The 22,338-nt window shown below is 62.6% G+C and carries 20 protein-coding genes; 9 read left to right on the top strand and 11 right to left on the bottom strand.

What is annotated here, in order from left to right; all coding sequences use genetic code 11:
* The first annotated feature begins 25 nt into the window (after positions 1 to 25).
* Complete coding sequence (locus tag AC1Q80_RS18175; RefSeq protein WP_173418234.1) at positions 26 to 454, top strand: Fur family transcriptional regulator; 429 nt, start codon at positions 26 to 28, stop codon at positions 452 to 454.
* 76 nt (positions 455 to 530) lie between these two features.
* Here AC1Q80_RS18175 and AC1Q80_RS18170 read toward each other — a convergent pair whose 3' ends face one another.
* Positions 531 to 1,442: a DMT family transporter gene (locus AC1Q80_RS18170; RefSeq protein ID WP_492361504.1), complete on the bottom strand. Its 912-nt coding sequence runs from the start codon at positions 1,440 to 1,442 to the stop codon at positions 531 to 533.
* Positions 1,443 to 1,600: 158 nt separating this feature from the next.
* Complete coding sequence (locus AC1Q80_RS18165) at positions 1,601 to 3,085, bottom strand: nucleobase:cation symporter-2 family protein (protein ID WP_492361382.1); 1,485 nt, start codon at positions 3,083 to 3,085, stop codon at positions 1,601 to 1,603.
* Between the two features lie 292 nt (positions 3,086 to 3,377).
* Between AC1Q80_RS18165 and AC1Q80_RS18160 the strand changes: the two genes are divergently transcribed.
* Positions 3,378 to 3,839: a hypothetical protein gene (locus AC1Q80_RS18160; RefSeq protein WP_492361381.1), complete on the top strand. Its 462-nt coding sequence runs from the start codon at positions 3,378 to 3,380 to the stop codon at positions 3,837 to 3,839.
* 13 nt (positions 3,840 to 3,852) lie between these two features.
* Here AC1Q80_RS18160 and AC1Q80_RS18155 read toward each other — a convergent pair whose 3' ends face one another.
* Positions 3,853 to 4,764 (bottom strand): LysR family transcriptional regulator, encoded by a 912-nt coding sequence (locus AC1Q80_RS18155; protein WP_492361380.1) that lies wholly within the window; start codon positions 4,762 to 4,764, stop codon positions 3,853 to 3,855.
* A 159-nt stretch (positions 4,765 to 4,923) separates the two neighbouring features.
* On the opposite strand from AC1Q80_RS18155, the gene AC1Q80_RS18150 reads away from it, so the two are divergent.
* Together AC1Q80_RS18150 and AC1Q80_RS18145 are read left to right on the top strand one after the other, a co-directional pair.
* Complete coding sequence (locus AC1Q80_RS18150) at positions 4,924 to 5,289, top strand: antibiotic biosynthesis monooxygenase (protein WP_492361379.1); 366 nt, start codon at positions 4,924 to 4,926, stop codon at positions 5,287 to 5,289.
* Positions 5,290 to 5,439: 150 nt separating this feature from the next.
* On the top strand, positions 5,440 to 6,606 hold the full coding sequence (locus tag AC1Q80_RS18145; RefSeq protein ID WP_492361378.1) for an MFS transporter: 1,167 nt from the start codon (positions 5,440 to 5,442) through the stop codon (positions 6,604 to 6,606).
* 103 nt (positions 6,607 to 6,709) lie between these two features.
* On the opposite strand, the gene AC1Q80_RS18140 is transcribed toward AC1Q80_RS18145, so the two are convergent.
* The 8 genes from AC1Q80_RS18140 to AC1Q80_RS18105 all read right to left on the bottom strand — a co-directional run bounded on the left by AC1Q80_RS18140 (position 6,710) and on the right by AC1Q80_RS18105 (position 15,147).
* A complete protein-coding gene (locus AC1Q80_RS18140; RefSeq protein ID WP_209790490.1) occupies positions 6,710 to 8,431 on the bottom strand; it encodes an ABC transporter substrate-binding protein in 1,722 nt (573 codons plus the stop codon).
* 77 nt (positions 8,432 to 8,508) lie between these two features.
* Positions 8,509 to 8,790: a DUF2160 domain-containing protein gene (locus AC1Q80_RS18135; RefSeq protein WP_112805408.1), complete on the bottom strand. Its 282-nt coding sequence runs from the start codon at positions 8,788 to 8,790 to the stop codon at positions 8,509 to 8,511.
* 12 nt (positions 8,791 to 8,802) lie between these two features.
* Positions 8,803 to 9,627, bottom strand: coding sequence for a carbohydrate ABC transporter permease (locus tag AC1Q80_RS18130; RefSeq protein WP_173418227.1), 825 nt, complete (start codon positions 9,625 to 9,627; stop codon positions 8,803 to 8,805).
* A 21-nt stretch (positions 9,628 to 9,648) separates the two neighbouring features.
* Entirely contained in the window at positions 9,649 to 10,515 is an 867-nt protein-coding gene (locus tag AC1Q80_RS18125) for a carbohydrate ABC transporter permease (protein WP_065780770.1), read from the bottom strand.
* 2 nt (positions 10,516 to 10,517) lie between these two features.
* The gene (locus AC1Q80_RS18120; protein WP_173418226.1) at positions 10,518 to 11,588 is read right to left on the bottom strand and encodes an ABC transporter ATP-binding protein; all 1,071 of its coding nucleotides are present in this window, start codon (positions 11,586 to 11,588) and stop codon (positions 10,518 to 10,520) included.
* 22 nt (positions 11,589 to 11,610) lie between these two features.
* Positions 11,611 to 12,681: an ABC transporter ATP-binding protein gene (locus AC1Q80_RS18115; protein ID WP_209790491.1), complete on the bottom strand. Its 1,071-nt coding sequence runs from the start codon at positions 12,679 to 12,681 to the stop codon at positions 11,611 to 11,613.
* A gap of 52 nt (positions 12,682 to 12,733) precedes the next feature.
* Positions 12,734 to 14,251 carry a glycerol-3-phosphate dehydrogenase gene (glpD, locus tag AC1Q80_RS18110; protein WP_492361377.1) on the bottom strand — a complete coding sequence of 506 codons (1,518 nt, stop codon included), beginning with the start codon at positions 14,249 to 14,251 and terminating at the stop codon, positions 12,734 to 12,736.
* A 131-nt stretch (positions 14,252 to 14,382) separates the two neighbouring features.
* Positions 14,383 to 15,147 carry a DeoR/GlpR family DNA-binding transcription regulator gene (locus AC1Q80_RS18105; RefSeq protein WP_173418223.1) on the bottom strand — a complete coding sequence of 255 codons (765 nt, stop codon included), beginning with the start codon at positions 15,145 to 15,147 and terminating at the stop codon, positions 14,383 to 14,385.
* A gap of 173 nt (positions 15,148 to 15,320) precedes the next feature.
* On the opposite strand from AC1Q80_RS18105, the gene AC1Q80_RS18100 reads away from it, so the two are divergent.
* The 5 genes from AC1Q80_RS18100 (at position 15,321) to fdhF (ending at position 22,338) form a co-directional block, all read left to right on the top strand.
* Positions 15,321 to 16,088: an SDR family NAD(P)-dependent oxidoreductase gene (locus AC1Q80_RS18100; protein WP_173418222.1), complete on the top strand. Its 768-nt coding sequence runs from the start codon at positions 15,321 to 15,323 to the stop codon at positions 16,086 to 16,088.
* A gap of 256 nt (positions 16,089 to 16,344) precedes the next feature.
* Positions 16,345 to 17,241, top strand: a complete 897-nt coding sequence (locus AC1Q80_RS18095) for a LysR family transcriptional regulator (RefSeq protein WP_492361376.1) — start codon at positions 16,345 to 16,347, stop codon at positions 17,239 to 17,241.
* Positions 17,242 to 17,414: 173 nt separating this feature from the next.
* Entirely contained in the window at positions 17,415 to 17,894 is a 480-nt protein-coding gene (locus tag AC1Q80_RS18090) for a formate dehydrogenase subunit gamma (RefSeq protein ID WP_492361375.1), read from the top strand.
* Positions 17,891 to 19,447 (top strand): formate dehydrogenase beta subunit, encoded by a 1,557-nt coding sequence (locus tag AC1Q80_RS18085; RefSeq protein ID WP_492361374.1) that lies wholly within the window; start codon positions 17,891 to 17,893, stop codon positions 19,445 to 19,447. The genes AC1Q80_RS18090 and AC1Q80_RS18085 overlap by 4 nt, the downstream gene beginning before the upstream one ends.
* An 11-nt stretch (positions 19,448 to 19,458) precedes the next feature.
* Positions 19,459 to 22,338, top strand: coding sequence for a formate dehydrogenase subunit alpha (gene fdhF, locus AC1Q80_RS18080; RefSeq protein ID WP_492361373.1), 2,880 nt, complete (start codon positions 19,459 to 19,461; stop codon positions 22,336 to 22,338).

The raw sequence follows: 22,338 nt of genomic DNA, 5'->3' as shown, positions 1-22,338 counted from the left end.
AACCGGGCTTGGCTAGTGTAGCGCCATGAAACAGAACAAGAATCGCGTTGAAGAGCTGGAAGGCGTGCTTCGGGACGGCGGCGTGCGCGTAACGCGGCAACGCGCGGCAATCCTGAAGATACTCGCGACAGCCGAAGACCACCCGGATGCGAGCGAATTGCACCGCCGCGCCAAGGAAATCGATGCGACCGTTTCGCTGTCGACCGTCTACCGGACGCTGTCGGCGCTGGAGCAACAGGGCGTCGTGCAGCGCCACGCCTTCGAAAGCGCAACCGCCCGTTTCGAGACGGCCGACGCGCCTCACCACGACCACCTGATCGACATCGACACCGGGGCCGTGATCGAGTTCCGCTCCGACAAGATCGAGCAGCTGCAGGCGGAGATCGCTGCCGAACTCGGTTACGATCTGGTTCGCCACAGGCTCGAGCTTTATTGCCGCAAGCGCAAGGACTGAGCGACATTGCTTCGTAACGTCGAAAAGGCGCAGCGGGCGATCGCTGCGTCTTTTCTGTTTTGCCGCTGATGTTGCCTTAGCTCCGCTCAATGATGACAGCGCTCGTCCGGCGCGCCGGGATGGTCATGGCGGCAACGCCGATGACGACACAGGCAAGGCCGATCCAGATTGTGTCCGACAGGCGTTCGCCGAGGAAGAGAACGCCGATGCCGACGCCAACGGGTACGCGCAGATAGGCCTGCGCCGTGGCGCCGACCGAGCCGAGCGTCTGGATCAGCCGGAAATAGATGGCGAAGGCCAGCGCTGTCGAAAATACGGAAAGGCAGACGAGCGCCATCACCGACGGGGCGGAAGGGGCAAGCGTCCACGGCTGGTCGATCACCAGGCTTGCAGGGATGAGAAGCACGGCGCCGGAAAGAAGCGAGCCCGCGGCAGGTACCATCGGGTCGAGGCCCCTGAAGTTCTTTCCGAAGATAGCAGCGCCAGCATAGCATACGGTGGCAAAAACCGCGGCAAACTGCGGCAGCAGCTGGTCGCCGATACCGCCAAAAGCCTCGACGCCGATGATCAGGCTGATGCCGGCCATGCCTGCGATCACGCCGATCAGCTTTCTTGGCGTTGCCGCCTCATGGCGGGTGATCAGCGCCGTCAGCAGGAAGGCAAAGATCGGGGTGGCGGCATTGAGGATCGAGGCGACGCCGGCATCGATCGTCTGTTCCGCCCAGGCAATGAGCGTGAAGGGGAAAACGCTGTTGAGGCAGGCCTGGAACAGGAAGCGTTTCCATGTGGCCGCGTCGCGCGGCAGCCTGACGCCGCGCATGCGCAGGACCACGAGCAGGATAGTGCCGGCGATCAGCGTACGGGCTGCGATCAGCGTCACCGGCGGGATGGTTTCGACGCCGATCTTGATGAAGGTGTAAGACGCACCCCACAGCGTTGCGAGCAAGGCGAGCAGCAGAAGCTCGAGGGTGAGATTGGTCTTGGCCATGATGGTCGGATCCTTCGGGGCGTTTTCGTTGCCTCGTTTTACCGTGTCGGCGCGGGCAGATGCTTCGCCCGTGATCGAAGTGTCGAGGTTATTCTGGCGCTGGAACGACAAAGCCCCGGCCTCCTTGCGAAGGCCGGGGCTGATGGTCTTGAGCCGGCTCAGTGGCTGTCGGCGAGTCTTGCCGCATTGATCGAGGCGGAGCGTTCGACGCGCAGGCCGTTGAAGAAGGCGTTGAGCACGACCGCCGAGATCGAGGCGAGCACGATGCCCGATTCGATGATCGGGTGGATCGCATGCGGCATCCACATCAGGAAGTTCGGTGCGATCAGCGGGATCAGACCGAAGCCGACAGAGACGGCAACGACGAACAGGTTGTTGCGCGACGATTTGAAGTCGACGGTCGACAGGATGCGCACGCCGGTGGCGGCCACCATGCCGAACATGACAAGGCCGGCACCGCCGAGCACGAAGGTCGGCACCGCCTCGACCAAGGCACCCATCTTCGGGATCAACCCGAGCACGATCATGATCGCACCACCCATGACGCAGACATAGCGGCTCTTCACGCCGGTGACGCCGACAAGGCCGACATTCTGCGAGAAGCTGGTATAGGGGAAGGTGTTGAACAGGCCACCGATCATTGTGCCGATGCCGTCGACGCGAAGGCCGGCGGTCAGCTGCTGTTGCGAGACTTCCCTGTTGGTGATCTCGCCGAGCGCCAGGAACATGCCTGTCGATTCGATCATCACAACGATCATCACCAGCGACATGGTGGCGATCAGCACCGGATCGAAGATCGGCATGCCGAAGCGCAAGGGCGTTACGACGGCAAACCAGCCGGCATCCGCCACCCGGTCGAAATGCATCATGCCGAGGCCGGCGGCAAAGACGCAGCCGATGACGATGCCGGTCAGGACCGCAATGTTGCTGATCAGCCCACGGCCGTAGCGCGCAATGACGAGGATGGAGATCAGCACGAAGGCGGCGAGCCCGACATGGCTCGGCTCGGCATAGATGGGGTTCGGGACGGTGGCACCCAACACGACACCATCAGGAACGGCTGGGCCGCCGGTGCTGGCGAGTTTTTTCAGTTCGGCCAGCCATTCGGCGTGGGTCGGATCGACCAGCTTCGGTGCCGTCGGTCCGAAGGGGTTGCCGAAGATCCAGTTGACGCCGACGCGCATCAGGGTCACGCCGATGACAAGAATGATGGTGCCGGTGACAATGGGCGGGAAGAAGCGCAACAACCGCCCCATGATCGGGGCGAGCAGCAGCGCGACAAGGCCTGCGCCGATGATGGCCCCGAAGATCAGTCGTGCGCCTTCGTGGCCGGGCGTCATCGTCGCCATCGACACCATCGGCCCGACGGAGGCGAAGGTCACGCCCATCATCACGGGAAGGCGGATGCCGACGCTGCGGGTGATGCCGAGCGACTGAATGATGGTGACGAGGCCGCAGACGAAAAGATCGGCCGAAATCAGGAAGGCGACATCCTGAGGGCTGAGCTGCAAAGCCCGGCCGACGATCAGCGGAACCGCGACGGCGCCGCCATACATGACGAGAACATGCTGGATCCCAAGGGTCGCTAGCTTGCCGACAGGCAGCTTCTCGTCCACCGGGTGTATGCTGGATGCGTCGCTCATGGTTACTCCTCCCATCACGTCGACCAGTCCGCTCCCCCCGTCCTCCAACAGGGGCCCCGTCTTTCAACAGGGGAAAGGCATCTTTGGTGCCGGGACAGAATGCCGCAAGGACAACCCAGGAGTAAACACTTTCGGGAATTCGGGGGAAATGGGCATCAACAATGGGAACTGCCGGACCGCAACACTGGCGGAAAACGGCGGAACAGATGCAACGTTACCGCAATGAAGCGCAGGCAATCTCGACCGGTATCAAGGCGAACGCTCGCCTCCGGGTTTCCATGGGATTGCAGCAATGAAATCTTCGTCGCCTGCTGGCACGTTTCACCGATTGGTCGGCGTCCTGATCGCCATTGTCGTGGTGTTGTGGCCGTTTGCCGCCAACGCCGAGACCGCGGATTTCCCTGGGCAGTGGCGGCAAATGGTGTCGAACGCCGGCACCTGCGACACCTGTTGGCTGGCGATCAAGCAGCACGGGCCGATCCTGAAAGTGTCTTCCAGCAGCGGCTGGTTCGCATTTGCCCATGCGGACCTGAAGACGCGCACCGGGACCGCGAACGGCATCGGCCGCTGGAGCGAGAAGGCCAGCGGCCATTATGGCGGCAAACCGTTCGACGTCCGCTTTGTTATCGTCGACAGACAACTCTATCTGGACATGGTCGTGCTGATGGGTGACGGCACGAAGCAGGCGATCCGGGCGATTTTCGACAAGGACCGGCCGGGCAAGACCGCACGCCGGGTGCTGGCGAAATCGTAGGCCCGGTTTCCTGTCAAAGCGGGCTCGACGAGCCGCCATTTGCCGGGAAGAGATTGGCGGCCATGAAGTCGACGAAGACGCGCAGTTTCGGCGCGAGATGCCGGCTCGAGGGCCAGAGGATACGGTAGGTGCCGCAACGGCGCAGCCGGTTTTCGAGAACCGGTACAAGTGTTCCCTCGCGCAACTGCCGCCCGACGGTGAAATCCGGAAGGCAGGCGATGCCGAGCCCGTCCTCGGCCATGTGGATCAGCGGTTCCAGCGCGTTGGAGACGGCTGTTATCGGCAGGTCGACAGTGAGTACAACGCCATCCTGCACCAGCGGCCAGGGCTCTAGCTTGCCTGTCGAGGGAAAGCGATGATGCAGGCAATGATGGTGTTCAAGGTCCGCAGGCGTCTCCGGCACGCCATGTTGCTCGAAATAGGCGGGTGAAGCGACCAGGTAGGGGTGGAACGTGCCGAGCTGGCGCGTCATCAGACGGGAATCGCCGAGCTCGCCGCTGCGGATCACGGCATCAAAACCTTCCTCGATGACGTCGACCATGCGGTCGGAGAAATCGAGATCGATCTCGACCTCAGGATAGGCGCGCATGAAGGCGGTAAGCGTCGGCATCAGCAGCATGCCGGCCATTGGCAGGCTGACGCGCAGCTTGCCGCGCGGGGCTTCCTGGCTCTGTACCAACTCGGCTTCCGCCGCTTCGATCTCGCAAAAGATTCGCCGGCAGCGTTCGAGAAAAAGCGTGCCTTCCGGTGTCAGCGTGACGCTGCGGGTGCTGCGATGAAAGAGGCGAACGCTCAATCGCTCCTCCAGGCGGGCAATCGCCTTGCCAACGGCGGAGGGGGAAACGCCGAGCTGGGCTGCGGCCTCGGTAAAGCTGCGGGCGTCTGCCGCCTGCACGAATGCATTGAGTGCCCCAAGGCTGTCCATTTTTCGTCCTCGTCCGTTCTTCGGGATTGTAGATATTCTTGTCCGATATCTTCGGAGCTGTAGCGTATTTTTCCCTGATTGGAAGCTCGCCATAGTCCGCCTGGCCGACACAGCGCGTTCGCTGCGCAACAACAGCGTCGGCAAAAGAATGGAGAACACATGCAAGAGACACTTGTGGCCGGTTTCCGCGGAAACCCCGAACCCACCGTCTTCATCGTCAATGTCATCCACGCCCACGAGGGCAAGCAGGAAGAGGCGTTTGGCCTGATCCAGGACGTGGTCCACTATGTGGCCGAGCGCAAGGAAGGCTTTCTCTGGAGCAACCTCTCAAAGAGCACCGACGGCAAGACCGTGGTCAACATCGAGGCGATAGCCGGCGAAGGAAATGTCGAGGAGTTCTTCAGCGACCCGGTTTTCCTCGAGAAATTCAGGGCGCTGGATACGGTCTCGACCAGCGAGTTCCACACCTATCGCGTCGATGATCTGGTGCTGCGCAGGCGTGCAGCACGCGCAGCATCGGCATAGGCGAGATCGCCGCCGGCCTCAGCCGGTGGCGAACGCCTCGTGCGTCTTTCCCGCGCCCTTTGAGACCGACGGTCCCGTCGGCCATCCCGAGAGATAAACGTCATGCAATCCAACGACTGCGCGCTTTTACCTTCGCAGGAAACATTATCTATGCCTGCCGCCGGCGCCCGGCTGCCTCTTTCCGCGCTGCTGGCGCTCGCGACCGCTGGCTTCATCACCATCCTCACCGAGGCACTGCCGGCCGGGTTGCTCACGCAAATCGGCGGCGACCTCGGCGTCTCACAATCCCTCGTCGGGCAGATGGTGACGATCTATGCGATCGGTTCGCTCGTCGCCGCCATTCCGCTGGTGGCCCTGACGCGGACCTGGCGGCGGCGGCCGCTGTTGATCACCGCGATCTCCGGTTTTGCCGTGGTCAACACGGTGACTGCGCTTTCGCACGATTATGCCCTGACCATGGCGGCGCGCTTTTTCGCCGGTGTGTTTGCCGGGCTGCTGTGGGCGCTTGCCGCCGGCTATGCCATCCGCATGGTGGCGCCGCACCAGCAGGGGCGGGCGATTGCCATCGCCATGCTCGGCGCGCCGGTGGCGCTGTCGATCGGCATTCCAGCGGGGACGCTGCTCGGGGCCGCGGCGGGATGGCGCCTGACCTTCGGTCTTCTCAGCGTCGCGGCAATCCTGCTCGTCGGCTGGAGCCTGTGGGCACTGCCCGATTTTCCGGGCCAGCGCGGCGAACGCCGCCAGCCGCTGTCGTCCGTGTTCCGGCTGCCCGGGATCCGGCCGGTGCTGTTTGTGATGTTTGCCGTCGTTCTCGCCCACAATATTCTCTACACCTACATCGTGCCGTTCCTGCAGCCGTCGGGTCTCGATGGCGAAGCTGACAGGGTCCTGCTTGTCTTCGGCATCGCCTCGCTCGTGGTCATTCCGATCATCGGGGCGCTGGTCGACAGGCATTTGCGCCGGCTGGTTCTGGCGAGCATGATCCTGTTTGCGGCAGCATCGCTATTGCTCGCCTTCTCGCCCGATCTGTCGGTCGCGATTTACACCGGGGTTATCACCTGGGGGCTCGCTTTCGGCGGCGCAGCGACGCTGTTTCAGACCGCTTCGGCAAAGGCAGCCGGCATGGAAGCGGATGCGGCGCAGTCGATGGTCGTCACGACCTGGAATGCGGCAATGGCAGGTGGCGGATTGGTTGGCGGTCTGCTGCTGGACAGTGTCGGTGCGGGTGTTTTTCCAGTTGCGTTGCTGGTTATCCTGCTTCCGGCCCTGGTGGTGGCGTGGCTTGGGCGGCAGGGATTTCCGCGCCACTCTCCATGATCTTCCTTAAGGCAACGAAAAACCGGGGCCGTTGCCGACCCCGGTGCCGCATCTCCTGGTCCTCGGCCGCCCGTTTGCACGGGCGGCCGTCGTCTTGGGGATGTTACTTCTGCCAGCTCTTGACCAGTTCGTCGTAGTTGACGGTCTGGGGCTTTTCCTTCTCGTTCTCGACCTTCAGCTGCGGAGCGAGGTTGCCCTTGGAAACGGCATCCTTGTTCCAGTATTCGAGGTCGTGTTCCTCGGCGAGCTTCGGACCGATATCGCCCTGGATGCCAGCGCGTTCCAGGCGCTGCATCACCTTTTCCTGTTCGGCGCAAAGCGAATCCATGGCTTCCTGGGCGGTTTTCGCGCCGGAGGAAGCATCGCCGATCGCCTGCCACCAAAGCTGTGCGAGCTTCGGATAGTCAGGAACGTTTGTGCCGGTCGGCGACCACTGCAGGCGGGCCGGCGAACGGTAGAACTCGATCAGACCGCCGAGCTTCGGTGCACGGTCGGTGAAGCTCTTGTGATCCAGCGTCGACTGGCGAATGAAGGTCAGGCCGACATGGCTCTTCTTCACGTCGACGGTCTTCGAGGTCACGAACTGCGCGTAGAGCCATGCGGCCTTGGCGCGATCGTCAGGGGTGGACTTCAGCAGCGTCCAGGAACCGGCGTCCTGGTAGCCGAGCTTCATGCCGTCCTTCCAGTAGACGCCGTGCGGGCTCGGAGCGAAGCGCCACTTCGGGGTGCCGTCCTCGTTGACGACGGGCAGGCCCGGCTTGACGAAGTCGGCGGTAAACGCCGTGTAGGTGAACATCTGCTGGGCGATTTCGCCCTGCGACGGCACCGGTCCGGATTCCGAGAAGGTCATGCCCTGGGCAGCAGCCGGTGCATAGGCCTTCATCCAGTCGAGGTACTTCTGGATGGAGTAGACGGCAGCTGGGCCGTTAGTGTCGCCGCCGCGGGCAACGCATGAGCCGACAGGACGCGAATTCTCGTCGACCTTGATGCCCCACTCGTCGACCGGCTTGCCGTTCGGGATGCCCTTGTCGCCGTTGCCGGCCATCGACAGCCAGGCGTCGGTGAAGCGCCAGCCGAGCGACGGGTCCTTCTTGCCGTAGTCCATGTGACCATAGACTTTCTTGCCGTCGACTTCGCGGCCGGTGAAGAACTCGGCGATATCCTCATAGGCCGACCAGTTCACGGGAACGCCGAGGTCGTAGCCGTACTTCGCCTTGAAGTCCGCCTTGTTCTTCTCGTCGTTGAACCAGTCGTAGCGGAACCAGTAGAGGTTCGCGAACTGCTGGTCGGGCAGCTGGTAGAGCTTGCCATCCGGTGCTGTTGTGAAGGACTTGCCGATGAAGTCGTCGATGTCGAGGTTCGGGTTGGTGACGTCCTTGCCTTCGTTGGTCATCCAGTCCGTCAGGTTGCGGGCCTGCTGGTAGCGCCAATGGGTGCCGATGAGGTCGCTATCGTTGATGTAGGCGTCATAGACGTTTTCGCCCGACTGCATCTGCGTCTGGAGCTTTTCGACGACGTCGCCTTCGCCGATCAGGTCGTGAGTGATCTTGATGCCGGTGATGTCGGTGAAGGCCTTGGCCAGCGTCTTCGATTCGTATTCATGGGTGGTGATCGTTTCGGAAACGACCTTGATGTCCATGCCGGCAAAAGGCTTTGCCGCATCGACGAACCACTGCATTTCCGCTTCCTGGGCGGCGCGGTCGAGAGCGGACATGTCGCCGATCTCGCTGTCGAGGAACTTCTTGGCCTCGTCCATGCCGGCAAAGGCCGAGCCGGTGAAAGCCAGCAGCATGACTGCCGTCGTTGTCAAAAGGTGCCGTCGCATAATTTCCTCCCTTTGGGTTTTGCGATTGCGTTCCATTGCAGTTTCGAGGGCCCTTCCCGCCCCTCAGTCCGTTCACCTCACACGTAGCGGAAGACGCCGATGGCATAGACCACTGAGAGGGCGAGAGCCCACCAGAGGTTCGGTCCGCCAAGGCCGAGCCACGCGAGGTGAATGAAGGCGCTGCCGAGCAGCGATACGAAAAGCCTGTCGCCGCGCGTCGTCTCGAAGCGCAGGATGCCGACGCGCGGATTGCCGCCCGGCGAGACATATTCCCACACGGCCATGCCGACGAGCAGCAGCGCGATGGTGATGAAGAACAGCGCCGTCGGCAGCGTCCATGCCATCCATGAGAAATTCATGACGAAGCTCCTTTAGACGCGGCCCAGGGCAAAGCCCTTGGCGATGTAGTTGCGTACGAAGTAGATCACCAGCGCGCCGGGGATGATGGTGAGCACGCCGGCTGCCGCCAGCACGCCCCAGTCGAGGCCGGAGGCCGAGACCGTGCGGGTCATGATCGCGGCGATCGGCTTGGCGGCCGTGGTCGTCAGCGTGCGGGCCAGCAGCAGTTCAACCCAGGAGAACATGAAGCAGAAGAAGGCCGCGACGCCGATGCCCGAGGCAATCAGCGGCGTGAAGATCTTCACGAAGAACCGCGGGAACGAGTAGCCGTCGATATAGGCGGTCTCGTCGATCTCCTTTGGCACGCCGGACATGAAACCTTCCAGGATCCAGACCGCCAGCGGCACGTTGAACAGGCAGTGAGCGAGCGCGACCGCGATGTGGGTGTCGATCAGGCCGAAGGCCGAATAGAGCTGGAAAAACGGCAGCGCGAAAACGGCCGGCGGCGCCATGCGGTTGGTCAGCAGCCAGAAGAACAGATGCTTGTCGCCGAGGAAGCGATAGCGCGAGAAGGCGTAGGCCGCCGGAAGCGCCACCGAAACCGAGATCACCGTGTTCATGACGACGTAGATGATCGAGTTGATATAGCCCTTGTACCAGGACGGGTCGGTGAAGATCACCATGTAGTTGCGCAGCGTCGGGTTCTGCGGCCACAGCGAAAACGTGCTGAGGATCTCGCTCGTTTCCTTGAAGCTCATGTTGACGAGCCAGTAGATCGGCAACAGCAGGAAGACGATGTAGATCGTCGGAACCAGCCAGGACAGGCGTTGCGAAAGCGGTGCTTTGGTCGTGTTCATTGGTCTCTCCTCCCTCCCGGTTCAGCTCTGCGCGTCGCTCGTGGTCATCACGGTGTAGAAGATCCACGAGAGCAGCAGGATGATGAGGAAGTAGATGATCGATAGGGCTGCCGCCGGACCGAGGTCGAACTGGCCGATGGCCATTTTTACGAGGTCGATCGACAGGAAGGTGGTGGAGTTGCCCGGGCCGCCGCCGGTGACGACGAAGGGTTCGGTGTAGATCATGAATGAGTCCATGAAGCGCAGCAGGAAGGCGATCAGCAGCACGCGCTTCATCTTCGGCAGCTGGATGTAGCGGAACACGGACCAGCGCGACGCGCCGTCGATCTTGGCGGCCTGGTAGTAGGCGTCCGGGATCGAGACGAGACCGGCATAGCAGAGCAGCACCACGAGGCTCGTCCAGTGCCAGACGTCCATGACGATCAGCGTGACCCAGGCGTCGATTGGGTTCTGCACGTAGTTGTAGTTGATCCCCAGCGCTTCCAGCGTGTGGCCGAGCAGGCCGATGTCGACGCGTCCGAAGACCTGCCAGATGGTGCCGACGACGTTCCACGGGATCAGGAGCGGCAGCGCCATCAGGACGAGGCAGACCGGCACGCCCAGGCCCTTCTTCGGCATGTTGAGCGCGATGATGATGCCGAGCGGGATTTCGATCGCAAGGATGATCGCCGAGAAGATCAGGTTGCGGGTGAGCGCGTCCCAGAAGCGGTCGGAGGTCAGGACGTCGACATACCAGTCGGTGCCGGCCCAGAAGAACTCGTTGTTGCCGAAGGTGTCCTGAACCGAATAGTTGACCACGGTCATCAGCGGGATCACCGCCGAGAAGGCGACGAGCACCAGCACCGGCAGAACCATGAACCAGGCTTTGTTGTTCCAGGTCTTTTCCATGATCAGGCCTCCCCGCCGACGCGCCAGGAATCGGCGTAGATGTTGATGGCCTTCTGGTCGAAGGCGATGCGTGGATCGGCAGGGATCTCGCCATCCTCGTCGAGGATGATCGAGATCGGCTGGTCGGCAAAGCGGGCGCGCACGATCTTGTGACGGCCGATATCCTCGACCTTGGTGATCGCAACCGGCATGCCCTCGCGGCCGATCGACACGAACTCCGGGCGGATGCCGAGTTCGGTCTTGGCGCCGGACTTGATCTCGGGTCGGAAGTTGAGCGCAATGCTCTCGCCGCCGACCTGGGCGGTGCTGCCGTCGATTTTTGCCGGCAGAACGTTCATGCCCGGCGAACCGATGAAATAGCCGACGAAGGTGTGGCGCGGCCGTTCGAACAGTTCTGCGGGCGTGCCGATCTGCACGATCTGGCCGTCATACATGACGACGACCTTGTCGGCGAAGGTGAGCGCTTCGGTCTGGTCATGGGTGACGTAGACCATGGTGAAGCCGAACTGCTTGTGCAGCCGCTTGATCTGCGAACGCAGCACCCATTTCATTTCCGGATCAATGACGGTCAGCGGCTCGTCGAACAGGATGGCGCTGACGTCGGAACGCACGAGGCCGCGGCCAAGCGAGATCTTCTGCTTCTGGTCGGCCGTCAGGCCTTGCGCCTTCTTGCCCGCCCAGCCGCCAAGGCCGATCATCTCGATGATCTCCTTGACGCGGCGGTCGACCTCGGTCTCCGGCACATGCCGGTTGCGAAGCGGGAAGGCGAGATTGTCGTAGACGGTCATCGTGTCGTAGATCACCGGGAACTGGAACACCTGGGCGATGTTGCGGTCCTGGGTGGACAGATGCGTGACGTCCTTGCCGTCGAAGAGGATGCGTCCTTCCGACGGATTGATGAGGCCCGAAATGATGTTGAGCAGCGTGGTCTTGCCACAGCCGGACGGTCCGAGCAGCGCATAGGCGCCGCCGTCGTTCCACTCGTGGTGCACTTCCTTGAGCGCGTAGTCGTTTTCCGACTTCGGCTTGGCGCCATAGGCGTGGCGGATATGTTCGAGATCGATGCGTGCCATTGTCTTTCCTCCCAGCGCCCCCTCAGGCCGTCTTGCCGATCGCGCGCCCATCCGGCCCGAAGGCCATCAGGTGGCGGATGTCGACGAAAACCTCGAGGGTTGCGTCCGGTTCGATGTCGTGGATGCCCGGCGCCAGCATGACCCAGCGCGCACCGGAAAAGCCGACGTGGATGAAGCTTTCGGAGCCTGCGATTTCAGAGATTGCCGTCTTGACCGTCAGCGGTGTCGCGCCGTCGAAAGGACGGTCGAACGACAGGTGGTGCGGCTGGAAGGCGACCGTGCAGGGGCCGTCCGGCAGCGCCGAAAGGTGGACGGGAACAGACAGAACGTGCTTGCCGTCGAACGTGAAGATCGCGCCCGACTTGATGAGTTCGATCGTGTTCAGCGGCGGATCGGCGAAGGTTCGTGCTGTCACCAGGTCGACCGGGCGACGGAAGACGTCGATGGTCTTGCCGAACTGGGTGATGCGGCCCTGGCTAAGCGTAGCGGTATTGCCGCCGAGAAGCAGGGCTTCGGAAGGTTCGGTGGTCGCATAGACGAAGATCGCGCCCGATGCCGCGAAGAGCTTCGGCAGTTCCTCGCGCAATTCTTCGCGCAGCTTGTAGTCGAGGTTGGCGAGCGGTTCGTCGAGAAGCACGAGATCGGCGTTCTTGACGATGGCGCGCGCCAGCGCCGTGCGCTGCTGCTGGCCGCCGGACAGGCTGAGCGGCGTGCGATCGAGATAGGGCGTGAGCTTCAGCAGTTCGGCGGCCTTGCGCACCTCGCGGTCGATCGTGGCGGCGTCCGAACCCCTGATGCGCATCGGCGAGGCGACGTTGTCGTAGACGGTCATCGACGGGTAGTTGATGAACTGCTGGTAGACCATGGCCACGGAACGTTTCTGGACCGGCAGGCCGGTGACGTCGGTGCCGTCGAAGATCAGCGAACCGGAGGCAGGCTTGTCAAGGCCGGCCATCAGCCGCATCAACGACGTCTTGCCGGAAAGGGTTGGGCCGAGCAGCACATTGAGCGTCCCCCTCTGCAGCACAAGATCGGTCGGGTAGATATGCGTCTCCCCACCCACGACCTTGGATATCTTCTTCATTTCAAGCATTGAATTCTCCGGTGTTCCACCCAGCCATCGGCATTCCAGTATGCGGGGATCCTCAGGCGGCGGCGTTCGCCGCGCCCCGCATGTATTCCTCCAGTGCTGCCGCCTCGCCGGGCGTCAGCTTCAATCCCAGTTTGGTGCGCCGCCACAACACGTCCTCGGCGTGCCGGGCCCACTCCTCCTTGATCAGCCACTTCACTTCCGCCTCGTAGAGGTCGGCGCCGAAATGGCGGCCAAGGCCAGCCTCGTTCGATGCCGATCCGAGCAGCGCTGAGGCGTGCGTGCCGTAGAGGCGGACCAGCCGGCGCACATGGCCTGCGGCAAGGAAGGGATATTTCTTGTGAAGCTTGGCGACCTCGTCAGCATAGCCCGTGGCCGGGAAATCCCCGCCCGGCAGGTTCGAGCCAGCCGTCCACTTGGCGCCCTTGACGCCAATGGCCTCGCCGATCTTTTCGAGCGCGGATTCGCTCAGGCGACGATAGGTCGTCAGCTTGCCGCCGAAGACATTGAGCAGCGGTGCCGTCGTCCTGTCGCCCTCGACCCGAAGAACGTAATCGCGGGTCGCCTCCTGCGCCTTGCTGGCGCCATCGTCAAACAGCGGGCGGACGGCGGAATAGGTCCAGACGATGTCGTCCTTCTCCACCGGCTCGAGGAAATACTCGCTCGCTGCCTTGCAGAGGTAGTCGACCTCCGCATCGCTGATGCGCACGTCTGCCGGGTTGTCGGTGTAGTCGCGATCGGTGGTCCCGATCAGCGTGAAATCGTCCTCGTAGGGAATGGCGAACATGATCCGGCCATCCGGATTCTGGAAGAAGTAAGCACGAGGATCGTTGAACTTCTTGCGCACGACGATGTGGCTGCCCTGGACCAGGCGCACGTTGTGAACATCGTTCTTCCCGAGCGCACTTGCGAGCACCGCATCGACCCACGGGCCTGCCGCATTGACCAGCATGCGCGCCCGCGTCTGCCGGCGCTCGCCGGTTGCGGTGTCCTCGGTTTCGATCGTCCAAGTGCCGTTGTCGCGTTTTGCCGAGATCACCCGGGTGCGCGCCATGATCCTGGCGCCGCGGTTGGCCGCGTCGCGGGCGTTGAGCACAACCAGACGCGCGTCGTTGACCCAGCCGTCGGAGTATTCGAATGCCTTGGTGAACAGCCGCTTCAACGGCTTTCCGGCCGGGTCGCGCGTCATGTCGAGCGTTGCTGTCGCCGGCAGGAGCTTGCGGCCGCCGATATGATCGTAAAGGAACAGGCCGAGGCGGATGAGCCAGGCCGGGCGCGGGCCACCCTTGTGGTAGGGCAGAACGAAGCGCATCGGCCAGATCACGTGTGGCGCCATCGCCCAGAGCACTTCGCGCTCCATCAGCGCTTCGCGCACCAGGCGAAATTCGTAATGTTCGAGATAGCGCAGGCCGCCATGGATGAGTTTGGTCGAGCCGGACGACGTGCCGGAGGCAAAGTCGTTCATCTCGGCAAGGGCAACCGAATATCCCCGACCGACCGCATCACGCGCGATGCCGCATCCGTTGATGCCGCCGCCGATAACGAAGACGTCGAAGATTGCCTGCTCTGCCACTGCTTTTCCCCTCCCACATTTCGCAATGCACAAATTGGTGCAATCGCGAAAGTGAAATCAGTTAAAGCGAAAATATATCGAATGTCAAACGAATGTTGGGCGAATCTCAGGATCGTCTAAAAAAGCGCTTTTCAGGCCTCGGTTTCGATCAGGCGAACGTCCTGTTCGGCGCAGATTTTGCGCACGTTATCAACGAGACAGCGATCGGTGATGAAGGTCTGGACCTGGGAGATATGACCGATGCGAACGGGGGCCGTTCTTTCGAATTTGGTCGAGTCGGAAACGAGGATGACGTGGCGGGCATTGGCGATGATCGCCTGGGCGACTTTCACTTCGCGAAAATCGAAATCGAGCAGTGCGCCGTCATGGTCGATGGCCGAGGCGCCGATGACGGCGAAGTCCACCTTGAACTGCTTGATGAAGTCGACAGCCGCCTCGCCGACGATGCCGCCGTCGGAGCCGCGAACCACCCCGCCGGTGATGACCACCTCGATCGACGGGAAGACGCGCAAGTGGTTGGCGACGTTGATGTTGTTGGTGATGACCATCAATTCCTTGTGGTCTAGCAGCGCTTCGCCCACGGCCTCCGTCGTCGTGCCGATATTGATGAACAGCGAGGCGTTGTCGGGGATGAGGGCAGCGGCAGCCCTGCCGATCGCCTGCTTCTCCGGTGCGGCGATCTGGCGGCGGGCATCGTATTTGACGTTTTCCTTGCCGCTCGGGAAGATCGCGCCGCCGTGAATCCGGTTGAGGATCTTGGCGTCGCAGAGGTCATTGAGGTCCTTGCGAATGGTCTGCGGCGTCACCGAAAAGCGCTGCGCCAGCTCCTCGACCAGCACGCGTCCTTCGTTCTTCGCCAGTTCCAGGATTTCCGCCTGCCGCCCTGTCAGATACATTCCGAAACCTCCCCGTTTTCGTTTTTTTTCATAATATGCAAAAACGAAAGCTGTGCAATTTCAGAAATCGTCGTTTGTCGCGATTCTGCTTTCGTCGGCGGCATGTGAATTGCGCGCGTTGCAATCACCCCGGCGATAGGCGACTTTGGCAATGACGGGAAGAGGGAAAAGACATGTTTCATCCGGCCTTGTTCAAAGGCATGACTGTAGTGGTGACCGGCGGTGGACGCGGCATCGGACTTGAAGTGGCGCGCCAGTTTCTCGATTGCGGCGCGCATGTGTTCGTCCATGCCGGGCGGACGATTGGCGATCTTCCGGATTTCCTGGAGACGGCTGCGACCGAGGGGCGGGCGCATGTGGCGGCAGCCGATTTCCTGGCAGAGGGTGGCGTCGAGGCACTGGCGGATGCCGTCCGCAGCCGGTTCGACAGCGTCGACATCCTCGTCAACAATGCCGGCACCATGGTTGGCCGCTTTCCGGCAGCCGAGCTGACGGACGAGCAGTATCGCACCGTCGTCCAGCTCAACCAGACCTCCGTGGTCGAGATGACGCGGGCGCTGTTGCCGCTGTTGCGCAAGGGCACCCATCCGGCAATCGTCAACACCGTGTCGATTTCGGCGCTGACCGGCGGCAGTGCCGGCTCGTCGATCTATTCGGCCACCAAGGCGTTCGTGTCCACCTACTCCAAGGCGCTGGCGCGCGAACTGGCGCCCGAGGGCATCCGGGTCAACTGCGTCTCGCCCGGCACCATCACCACCGAGTTTCACGAGCGCTACTCGTCGCCGGAAAAGCTGGAGGCGACGCGCAAGACGATCCCGATCGGCAGGCTCGGCACGGCCGAGGACTGCGCGCCGGCCTATCTCTTCCTCGCCTCCCATGCGCTGTCCGGCTACATCACCGGCCAGGTGCTGGAGGTCAATGGCGGCCAGCTCATCACGTGAGTACAGCAGGTGTAGATGGCCGTGGCGGTCAAGCCCCTCATCCGCCTGCCGGCGCCTTCTCCCCGCGAGCGGGGCGAAGGAACATGCGGCGCGCTCCGCTGTCTTCTGAACGTCTGCGGAGCGTAAGATCTTGCGGCGGCCCTGACATTCTTTCGCCGGCATCACCCTTCGGCAGGGATCGGGGCACGTCCCCTCGCCCCGCTTGCGGGGAGAGGGTTAGGGTGAGGGGCAAAGCCAAGGACTCCGAAGGTTCGGGATGATCGACAAGCTGGAAATGTTTCTGGTGCTGGCCCGCGAAAAACACTTCGGCCGGGCAGCGCTTGAATGCGGGGTGACGCAGCCGACGCTATCGGCGGCAATTCGCCAGCTCGAAGGCCAGCTCGGCGTCATGCTCGTCAGCCGCGGCTCGCGCTTTCAGGGGCTGACGCCGGAAGGGCAACGGGTGCTCGAATGGGCGCGCCGCATCGTCGGCGATGCCCGCACCATGCGCGAGGAGATGCGCACGGCGCGCAAAGGCCTCTCCGGGCATATCCGGCTGGCGGCGATCCCGACGACGCTGGCCATGGTGCCGATGATCACCGCGCCCTTTCAGGAGAAGCATCCCGACGTGACTTTCTCGGTGCTGTCGACCACGTCGCTGCAGATCCTGGCGCTGCTCGAAAACCTCGAGATCGATGCCGGTCTCACTTATCTGGAGAACGAACCACTCGGGCGCGTCACCAGCGTCCCGCTGCAGATCGAGCGCTACCACCTCGTAACGGCTGCGGGAACGCCGCTTTCCGATCGCGAAAGCGTGACGTGGAAGGAGGTTAGCGCCATTCGGCTTTGTCTATTGACCGCCGATATGCAGAACCGGCGGATCATCAACCAGCATTTCTCCGAGGCTGGCGTCGTTGCCGCTCCGACGCTCGAATCGAATTCGATGATCGTGCTTTTCTCCCATGTGCGCACCGGTCGTTGGGCCAGCATCATGCCCTTCAACGTCGCGAAATCATTTGGTTTTCACGAAGACATCAAGATGATCCCGATCATCGAGCCGGATGCCCACCACACCGTTGGCCTGGTTGCGACGCATCGTGAACCATTCACGCCGCTGGTGTCGGCGCTTTTGCACGAAGCGCGCATTCTCGGCGAGAGAAATCAGGTTCAATAGATTTTTTCTATCAACCAACGGAACAGCCTTATTGACCCTTCCGCCCAGAAGCGCGAAGCTTTTCGTTCATGGGAATGGACGTGGAGGAAGCGGCCTTCCCAGGCGATGCCAATTCGAGCTGGGCGTGGTCCGCAAAAGGGCCGCTACAGCCGCGAGCCGGGAGGGCTCCCCGAGTGAATATTCACCAGCCGCGTGGAGATGTATCCGGGCGCACGCTTGCGATCGTCGAGGAACTGAAGGGGCTCGAAGGGCCGCTGCTGCCGATCTTTCATGAGATCCAGCACGAATTCGGTTATGTGCCGCAGGACTGTCTGCCGGTCATCGCGCGTGAACTCAACCTGTCGCGCGCCGAGGTCTACGGCGTCTTTTCGTTCTATCATGACTTTCGCGAACATCCGGCCGGCCGCCATGTGCTGAAGCTCTGTCGTGCCGAGGCGTGTCAGTCGATGGGTGGCGATGAACTGGCCGAGCGCGCCAAGAGCCTGCTCGGCATCGACTTCCACGAAACGACACCCGACGGCGCGGTGACACTGGAGCCGGTCTACTGTCTCGGGCTCTGTTCCTGCGCACCCTCCGCGATGTTCGACGGAGAGGTGCATGCCCGGGTCGATGCCGACGATCTCGACGCCCTCGTTTCGGAGGCGCGCCGATGACCACGAAGATCTACATTCCCCGCGATGCCGCAGCCCTGGCGCTCGGTGCCGACAAGGTGGCGAAAGCGATGGCAGACGCGATTGCCATGCGCGGCCTCGATGTTACGATCGTGCGTAACGGCTCGCGCGGCCTGCACTGGCTGGAGCCGCTGGTCGAGGTGGAAACCCCGGAAGGTCGCGTTGCCTATGGGCCGGTCAAGGCGCGCGATGTCGCGTCTCTCATCGATGCCGGCCTTGTTGATGGCGGCAACCATGCGCTCTGTCTCGGGAAGACCGAGGAGATCCCATTCCTGAAGCAGCAGACGCGGCTGACCTTCGCGCGCTGCGGCGTCATCGACCCGCTGTCGCTCGATGATTACCGCGCGCATGGCGGTCTTCGCGGACTGGAGAACGCCATCTCCATGGAGTCGATGGCTATCGTCACGCAGGTGACGGAGAGCGGTCTTCGCGGCCGCGGCGGCGCCGGTTTCCCGACCGGCATCAAATGGAAGACGGTTCTGGAAGCCGCGGGCGAGCGGAAGTACATCGTCTGTAACGCCGATGAGGGCGACAGCGGTACCTTTGCCGACCGGATGATCATGGAGGGCGATCCCTTCGTATTGATCGAGGGCATGGCGGTGGCAGGCCTTGCGACCGGCGCGACCAAGGGCTTCATCTATACGCGTTCGGAGTATCCGCATGCGATCGCCACCATGGCGCAAGCGATCGAGATCGCGCGCCGAGCCGGCGTGCTCGGGCAATCGGTGCTCGGCTCGGGACGTGCCTTCGAAATGGAAGTGCGCACCGGCGCCGGCGCCTATGTCTGCGGCGAGGAAACAGCGTTGCTCAACAGCCTCGAGGGCAAGCGCGGCATCGTGCGCGCGAAGCCGCCGCTCCCCGCCCACAAGGGCCTGTTCGACTGTCCGACCGTCATCAACAACGTGATCTCGCTCGCCTCCGTCCCCATCATCATGGACAAGGGCGCGGCGTTCTACCGAGACTTCGGCATGGGCCGCTCGCGCGGGACGATCCCGATTCAGATCGCCGGCAACGTCAAGCACTCGGGCCTGTTCGAAACCGCCTTTGGCCTCGCGCTCGGCGAGATCATCGATCACATCGCTGGCGGTACGGCGAGCGGCCGGCCGGTCAAGGCCGTGCAGGTCGGCGGCCCGCTCGGCGCCTATTTCCCGCGTGCGCTGTTCGACACGCCGTTCGACTATGAAGCCTTTGCCGCCCGGGACGGCTTGATCGGCCACGCCGGCATCGTTGTCTTCGACGATACCGCCGACATGCTGAAGCAGGCACGTTTCGCCATGGAGTTCTGCGCGATCGAAAGCTGCGGCAAATGCACGCCCTGTCGCATCGGCTCGACCCGTGGCGTCGAGGTGGCCGACAAGATCGCCGCCGGCATCGAGCCGGAAAAGAACCGCGAACTGCTCGCCGATCTCTGCAACACCATGAAGTTCGGCTCGCTCTGCGCGCTCGGCGGGTTCACGCCCTATCCCGTCGTCAGCGCGATGACGCATTTTCCGGATGATTTCAAACCGGCTCCGCTTGTCGAAGCGGCGGAGTGAGGAGGAAGACCATGTCTCTCATTCATGAAATCGACTATGGGACCCCGGCCTCCCGCTCCGAAACCATGGTGACGCTGACCATCGATGGGCGCGAAGTGACGGTGCCGGAAGGAACCTCGATCATGCGCGCGGCGATGGATGCGGGCATCGAGGTGCCGAAGCTCTGTGCCTCCGACATGATGGACGCCTTTGGCTCCTGCCGGCTCTGTCTCGTCGAGATCAAGGGTCGCGGCGGTATGCCCGCCTCCTGCACCACGCCGGTGGCGCCGGGGCTCGAAGTGTCGACCCAGACGCCACGCCTGAAGGACGTTCGCCGCGGGGTGATGGAGCTCTATATCTCCGACCATCCGCTCGACTGTCTGACCTGTGCCGCCAATGGCGACTGCGAGCTGCAGGACATGGCCGGCGCCGTCGGCCTTCGCGACGTTCGCTATGGCTATGAAGGCGATAATCACGTCAAGGCGCGCAACAATGGCGATATCAACGCCAAATGGTTGCCGAAGGACGAGTCCAATCCATACTTCACCTATGATCCGGCGAAGTGCATCGTCTGCTCGCGCTGCGTGCGTGCCTGCGAGGAAGTGCAGGGCACCTTCGCGCTGACGATCGGCGGCCGTGGTTTCGACAGCCGCGTTTCCGCCGGCATGGCCGAAGACTTCATGTCGTCTGAATGCGTGTCCTGCGGCGCCTGCGTCCAGGCCTGCCCCACGGCGACGCTCACCGAAAAATCCGTGATCGAGATCGGTCAGCCGGAGCATTCCGTCGTCACCACCTGCGCCTATTGCGGTGTCGGCTGCTCCTTCAAGGCGGAAATGCGCGGCGAAGAACTGGTGCGCATGGTGCCGTGGAAGGATGGGCAGGCGAACCGCGGCCATTCCTGCGTCAAGGGTCGGTTCGCCTATGGTTATTCGACCCATAAGGACCGCATCCTCAACCCGATGATCCGCGAGAAGATCTCTGATCCCTGGCGCGAAGTGACCTGGGAGGAGGCCTATGCGCATGTGGCCGCCGAATTCCGGCGCATTCAGTACCAATATGGCCGTGATTCCGTCGGCGGCATCACCTCGTCGCGCTGCACCAACGAAGAAACCTATCTGGTGCAGAAGCTGGTGCGCGCCGGCTTCGGCAACAACAATGTCGACACCTGCGCCCGTGTCTGCCACTCGCCGACCGGCTACGGTCTCGGCCAGGCCTTCGGCACGTCCGCCGGCACGCAGAATTTCGATTCGGTCGAGTTCACCGACGTCGCCGTCATCATCGGCGCCAACCCGACCGATGGCCATCCGGTCTTCGGCTCGCGTCTGAAGAAGCGGCTGCGCGAAGGCGCCAAGCTGATCGTCATCGATCCGCGCCGCACAGACATCGTGCGTTCACCGCATGTGGAAGCGTCCTATCACCTGCCGTTGAAGCCGGGCACCAATGTCGCGATCCTGACCTCGATCGCGCATGTGATCGTCACCGAAGGGCTCGCCAACGAGGCCTTCATCCGCGAGCGTTGCGACTGGTCTGAATACGAGGACTGGGCAGGTTTCGTCGCAGAACCCTATCACAGCCCCGAGGCGACCGAAGCCTATACCGGCGTTCCCGCCGATCTCGTTCGCGGTGCCGCGCGGCTCTTTGCCACCGGCGGCAACGGCGCGATCTATTACGGCCTCGGGGTTACCGAGCACAGCCAGGGCTCGACCACGGTCATGGCGATTGCCAACCTTGCCATGGTCACCGGCAATATCGGCCGGCCTGGTGTCGGCGTGAACCCGCTGCGCGGCCAGAACAATGTGCAGGGCTCCTGCGACATGGGCTCGTTCCCGCACGAACTTCCGGGTTACCGCCATGTCTCCGACGATGCGACGCGCGAGACCTTCGAAAAACTCTGGGGTGTCGAGATCTCCAGCGAGCCGGGCTTGCGCATACCGAACATGCTCGATGCCGCCGTCGACGGTACCTTCAAGGGCATCTACATCCAGGGCGAGGACATCCTGCAGTCGGATCCCGACACCAAGCACGTGGCCGCCGGCCTTGCGGCGATGGAGTGCGTCGTGGTGCACGACCTCTTCCTCAACGAGACGGCCAACTATGCCCACGTGTTCCTTCCGGGCTCGACCTTCCTGGAAAAGGACGGCACCTTCACCAATGCCGAACGCCGCATCAACCGCGTGCGCAAAGTCATGACGCCGAAGAACGGCTATGCCGACTGGGAAGTCACCCAGAAGTTGGCGCAGGCCATGGGGATGAACTGGAACTATCGCCATCCTTCCGAAATCATGGACGAGATCGCCGCGACGACACCGAGCTTCGCGCTGGTCTCCTACGATTATCTGGAGAAGATGGGCTCGGTGCAGTGGCCATGCAACGAGAAGCATCCCGAGGGATCGCCGATTATGCATGTCGACGGCTTCGTGCGCGGCAAGGGCAAGTTCATCCGCACCGAATATGTGGCGACCGACGAACGCACCGGCCCGCGCTTCCCGTTGCTTTTGACCACCGGCCGTATTCTCAGCCAATACAATGTCGGCGCCCAGACGCGGCGCACCGACAACGTCGTCTGGCATGCGGAGGACCGGCTGGAAATCCACCCTCATGACGCCGAACAGCGCGGCATCCGCGATGGCGACTGGATCAGGCTCGCCAGCCGCGCCGGCGAGACGACGCTTCGCTCTCTGATCACCGATCGGGTGGCGCCGGGTGTCGTCTACACCACCTTCCACCATCCGACGACGCAGGCAAACGTCATCACCACCGACTTCTCCGACTGGGCGACCAATTGCCCTGAGTACAAGGTGACGGCGGTTCAGGTGATGCCGTCTAACGGACCATCGGACTGGCAGCAGGATTACGATGAGCAGGCGCGGCAATCGCGTCGGATTGCCGGCAAGCTGGAGGCTGCGGAGTAG

The sequence above is a fragment of the Ensifer sp. GW823-FHT05D09 genome (assembly GCF_058795755.1).
The sequence above is the reverse complement of the archived record's forward strand: the minus strand, read 5'-3'. Positions and strand labels throughout refer to the sequence as shown.

Excerpts from the sequence above, each read along its gene's own strand:
- AC1Q80_RS18130 (WP_173418227.1), bottom strand. The coding sequence starts at position 9,627 with ATGAACACGACCAAAGCACCGCTTTCGCAACGCCTGTCCTGGCTGGTT.
- AC1Q80_RS18125 (WP_065780770.1), bottom strand. The coding sequence starts at position 10,515 with ATGGAAAAGACCTGGAACAACAAAGCCTGGTTCATGGTTCTGCCGGTG.
- AC1Q80_RS18145 (WP_492361378.1), top strand. The coding sequence starts at position 5,440 with ATGCCTGCCGCCGGCGCCCGGCTGCCTCTTTCCGCGCTGCTGGCGCTC.
- AC1Q80_RS18175 (WP_173418234.1), top strand. The coding sequence starts at position 26 with ATGAAACAGAACAAGAATCGCGTTGAAGAGCTGGAAGGCGTGCTTCGG.
- AC1Q80_RS18170 (WP_492361504.1), bottom strand. The coding sequence starts at position 1,442 with ATGGCCAAGACCAATCTCACCCTCGAGCTTCTGCTGCTCGCCTTGCTC.
- AC1Q80_RS18105 (WP_173418223.1), bottom strand. The coding sequence starts at position 15,147 with ATGTATCTGACAGGGCGGCAGGCGGAAATCCTGGAACTGGCGAAGAAC.
- AC1Q80_RS18120 (WP_173418226.1), bottom strand. The coding sequence starts at position 11,588 with ATGGCACGCATCGATCTCGAACATATCCGCCACGCCTATGGCGCCAAG.
- AC1Q80_RS18140 (WP_209790490.1), bottom strand. The coding sequence starts at position 8,431 with ATGCGACGGCACCTTTTGACAACGACGGCAGTCATGCTGCTGGCTTTC.
- AC1Q80_RS18115 (WP_209790491.1), bottom strand. The coding sequence starts at position 12,681 with ATGCTTGAAATGAAGAAGATATCCAAGGTCGTGGGTGGGGAGACGCAT.
- AC1Q80_RS18155 (WP_492361380.1), bottom strand. The coding sequence starts at position 4,764 with ATGGACAGCCTTGGGGCACTCAATGCATTCGTGCAGGCGGCAGACGCC.
- fdhF (WP_492361373.1), top strand. The coding sequence starts at position 19,459 with ATGTCTCTCATTCATGAAATCGACTATGGGACCCCGGCCTCCCGCTCC.
- AC1Q80_RS18165 (WP_492361382.1), bottom strand. The coding sequence starts at position 3,085 with ATGAGCGACGCATCCAGCATACACCCGGTGGACGAGAAGCTGCCTGTC.
- AC1Q80_RS18160 (WP_492361381.1), top strand. The coding sequence starts at position 3,378 with ATGAAATCTTCGTCGCCTGCTGGCACGTTTCACCGATTGGTCGGCGTC.
- AC1Q80_RS18135 (WP_112805408.1), bottom strand. The coding sequence starts at position 8,790 with ATGAATTTCTCATGGATGGCATGGACGCTGCCGACGGCGCTGTTCTTC.
- AC1Q80_RS18085 (WP_492361374.1), top strand. The coding sequence starts at position 17,891 with ATGACCACGAAGATCTACATTCCCCGCGATGCCGCAGCCCTGGCGCTC.
- AC1Q80_RS18095 (WP_492361376.1), top strand. The coding sequence starts at position 16,345 with ATGATCGACAAGCTGGAAATGTTTCTGGTGCTGGCCCGCGAAAAACAC.
- AC1Q80_RS18100 (WP_173418222.1), top strand. The coding sequence starts at position 15,321 with ATGTTTCATCCGGCCTTGTTCAAAGGCATGACTGTAGTGGTGACCGGC.
- AC1Q80_RS18150 (WP_492361379.1), top strand. The coding sequence starts at position 4,924 with ATGCAAGAGACACTTGTGGCCGGTTTCCGCGGAAACCCCGAACCCACC.